Source organism: Streptomyces chattanoogensis, assembly GCF_001294335.1.
Taxonomy (GTDB): domain Bacteria; phylum Actinomycetota; class Actinomycetes; order Streptomycetales; family Streptomycetaceae; genus Streptomyces; species Streptomyces chattanoogensis.
In genome coordinates, this window is record NZ_LGKG01000212.1 from 1 (window position 1) to 3,758 (window position 3,758).

At 74.4% G+C, this 3,758-nt stretch carries 1 protein-coding gene; it reads right to left on the reverse strand.

The annotated features are described in order from the left end of the window. On the reverse strand, positions 1-3,758 hold a 3,758-nt coding region (locus tag ADL29_RS40095; protein ID WP_157878697.1), incomplete at both ends, for an SDR family NAD(P)-dependent oxidoreductase.

The window sequence follows — 3,758 nt, forward strand, 5'->3', positions numbered from 1 at the left end:
ACCGCACGGAACACCGGGAACGCCTCATACAACTCCCGGCCCATCCCCACCCGCTGACTCCCCTGCCCCGCAAACAGGAACGCCACCTTCCCGCCCGACACGGACACCACGGGAACACGTCCCTCGGCCACTGCCGCGAGCCCGGCCAGCGCTTCGCTCCTGTCGGCCGCGACCACGGTCGCGCGCCGGTCGAATGCGGCCCGGGTCGTCGCCAGCGCATGGCCGACGTCGGCCAGGGGGAGTTCCGGCCGCTCGGTCAGCCGGGCGGCGAGACGCTCGGCCTGGCCGCGCAGTGCGGCGTCCGAGGCGGCGGAGAGCAGCAGCGGCACCGGAAGGCCCGCGTCGGCAGGGGCCGGCTCGTCGGCGAACTCGGTCACCGCGTCGCCCTGTTCGAGGATCAGATGGGCATTGGTGCCGCTGACACCGAACGAGGAAACCCCCGCGCGCCGGGGCCGGTCCAGCTCCGGCCAGTCCCGGTTCTCCGTCAGCAGCTCCACCGCACCCGACGCCCAGTCCACATGCGGCGACGGCTCATCCACATGCAGCGACTTCGGCAGCACACCGTGCCGCATCGCCAGCACCATCTTGATCACACCGGCGACGCCCGCAGCGGTCTGGGTGTGCCCGATGTTGGATTTGACCGACCCGAGCCAGAGCGGACGGTCCGCCGGGCGGTCCTGGCCGTACGTCGCCAGCAGCGCCTGCGCCTCGATCGGATCACCCAGCGTCGTACCGGTGCCATGCGCCTCCACCACATCGACATCCGCGGTGCCGAGCCGGGCGTTGGCCAGGGCGTCGCGGATCACCCGCTGCTGTGAGGGGCCGTTGGGCGCACTGATCCCGTTGGAGGCGCCATCGGAGTTGATCGCCGAGCCGCGCAGTACGGCGAGCACGGTGTGCCCCGCACGGCGGGCGTCGGAGAGGCGTTCCAGCAGCAGCAGGCCGACGCCCTCGCCCCAGCCCGTGCCGTCGGCCGCCGCCGCGAACGGCTTGCAGCGGCCGTCGGGCGCCATGCCCCGCTGTCGCGAGAACTCGACGAACGCACCGGGGCTCGCCATGACGGCCACTCCGCCGGCCAGCGCCGCGGTGCATTCGCCCTGGCGCAGGGACTGCGCGGCCAGGTGCATGGCGACCAGCGAGGAGGAGCATGCCGTGTCGACGGTGAGGGCCGGGCCCTCGAGGCCGAAGGTGTAGGAGATCCGGCCGGAGGCGACGGATGTCTGCCCACCGGTCACGAAGTACCCTTCGCCGCCTTCGGGGATCTCGTAGCCCTCGGCGCCGTAGCCCTGCGCGCTCGTCCCGACGAACACACCTGTGCGGCTGCCGCGGAGGGTGGCCGGGTCGATACCGGCCCGCTCCAGGGTCTCCCAGGCCGCTTCGAGCAGGAGCCGCTGCTGCGGGTCCATCGCCAGGGCCTCACGCGGCGAAATACCGAAGAAGGTCGGGTCGAAGGCGCCCGCATCGTGCACGAAGGCGCCTTCGCGGGTGTAGGTCGTGCCGGAGTGGTCCGGGTCGGGGTGGTAGATCCCGTCGAGGTCCCAGCCCCGGTCCTCCGGGAAGCCGCCCATGGTGTCGGTGCCGGACCGGACGAGGTCCCAGAGCTGCTCGGGGGAGTCGGCGCCGCCCGGGAAGCGGCAGCTCATCGCGACGATCGCGATGGGTTCCTCGGCCACGGCGGCGGTGGCGCCGGTGGTCGTGGCCGGGGTTTCGCCGGCCACCTGGGCCAGCAGATACTCCGCCACGTCGGCGGCGCTCGGGTAGTCGAAGACCAGGGTGGCGGGCAGCCGCAGGCCGGTGGCGGCGCCTATGCGGTTGCGTATCTCCACCGCGGTGAGCGAGTCGAACCCGAGGTCGCGGAAGGCGCGCCGCGGTGCGATCGCCGAGGCGTCCGGGTGGCCGAGCACGGCGGCGGCGTGCTCCCGTACGAGGGCGAGCACCACGTCCGCCCGGTCGGCCTCGGCCACCTCGCGCAGCCGGGCGGCGAGCGCCGTTGTCTCGCCGGACGGCTCGGGGTCGGCGGTGAGCTTCCGCACCTCGGGCAGGTCGGCGATCAGCGGGCGCGGGCGGGAGGCGGTGAAGGCCGGGGCGAACCGCTCCCAGTCGACATCGGCGACCGCGACGAAGGTGTCCTCGTGCTCGACGGCGTGCACCAGCGCCTTGACCGCGGTCGACGCGGCCATGGGGCGCAGCCCGCGCCGCAGGACGTAGTCCTGGCCGCCCGGGTCGGCGAGGCCGCTGTCGCCGGCCCACAGCCCCCAGGCGATCGAGGTCGCGGTGAGCCCGCGGGCGCGGCGCTGTCCGGCCAGCGCGTCGAGGGCGGCGTTGGCCGCGGCGTAGGCGCCCTGGCCGCCGCCGCCCCACACTCCGGCGTTGGAGGAGAACAGCACGAATGCGTCCAGCGGCGTGTCCCCCAGCAGTTCGTCGAGGTTCCGGGCGCCGGTGACCTTGCCCTCGGCGGCGTATGCGAGGTCGGCGAGACCGCTGTCGTCTAGCGCGAGGACATCGGCGACCCCCGCCGTGTGCACCACGGCGGTCAGCGGGCAGTCGGCCGGTATGCCGGCGAGGAGTGCGGCGAGCGCGTCCCGGTCGGCGACATCGCAGGCCGCGAGGGTGACCCGGCTGCCGAGTGCGGTCAGCTCGTCGCGCAGGGCCGGGGCGCCGGGGGCGGCTTCGCCGCGGCGGCTGGTGAGGACGAGGTGCTCGGCGCCGTGCGCGGCGAGCCAGCGGGCGACCTGCGCGCCGAGGGCTCCCGTGCCGCCCGTGACGAGCACCGTGCCGCGCGGTGTCCAGGACCGGGCGGGCCCCGCGGCGGGCCGTGCGTGCGCCAGCCGCCGGAGCCAGGCGCCGTCCGTCCGCAGCGCGATCTGGTCCTCGTCGCCGTCGGCCGCGAGGACGGCGGCGAGCCGGGCGGCGGTGCGGTCGTCCAGGTCCCGCGGGACATCGACGAGTCCGCCCCAGCGTGCGGCGTGCTCCAGGCCGATGACCCGGCCCAGACCCCAGAGTTGGGCCTGGGCGGGCGACGGGGCGGGGTCGGTCGCGGTGACCTGGACGGCGTTGTCCGTGAGGATCCACAGGGGCGCGTCGAGTTCGGCGTCGCCGAGCGCCTGGACCAGGGTGAGGGTGCCGGCCAGCCCGGACGGTACGGCCGGACTGTCGGGGTGCGATGTTTCCTCGGCGCCCAGGAGGGAGAGCACGCCGCGGATCCGGCCGTCGGCGGCTTCCACGGCCTCGGCGGCGTCGTGGAGGCGTGCGGCGAGGGCGGCGCGGTCGGTGTCGGCGGGCCGCCAGTCCACCGGGACGACCGTGGCGCCGAAGGCGGCCAGCGCCGTACGGACCCGCTCACCGGTGCCGGGCTCGGCCACCATCAGCCACGTACCCTCCAGCGAAGGTGACTTGACATCATCCGACCGCCGCCACGTCACCTCGTACCGCCAGGAGTCGACGGCGGCACGGTCATGGCGTTCGCGTCGCCAGTTCACCAGCACGGGCAGGACCGAGCGGACGAGGTGCTGCTGCTCCTCGCCGGTCAGCCCGAGTTCCGTGCTGAGGGTGTCGAGGTCCTCCCGCTCCACGGCATCCCAGAACCGGGCGTCGGCCGGGTCGGCGAACACCTCGTCGAGCTGCTCGGACTCCAGCCAGTAGCGCTGGTGTTGGAAGGCGTAGGTGGGCAGGTCGACGGTTGCGGCCTCGGCGGGGATGACCTGGGACCAGTCGACGTCTGCGCCGTGGGCGAAGGCCTCACCGGCCGAGGTCAGGAA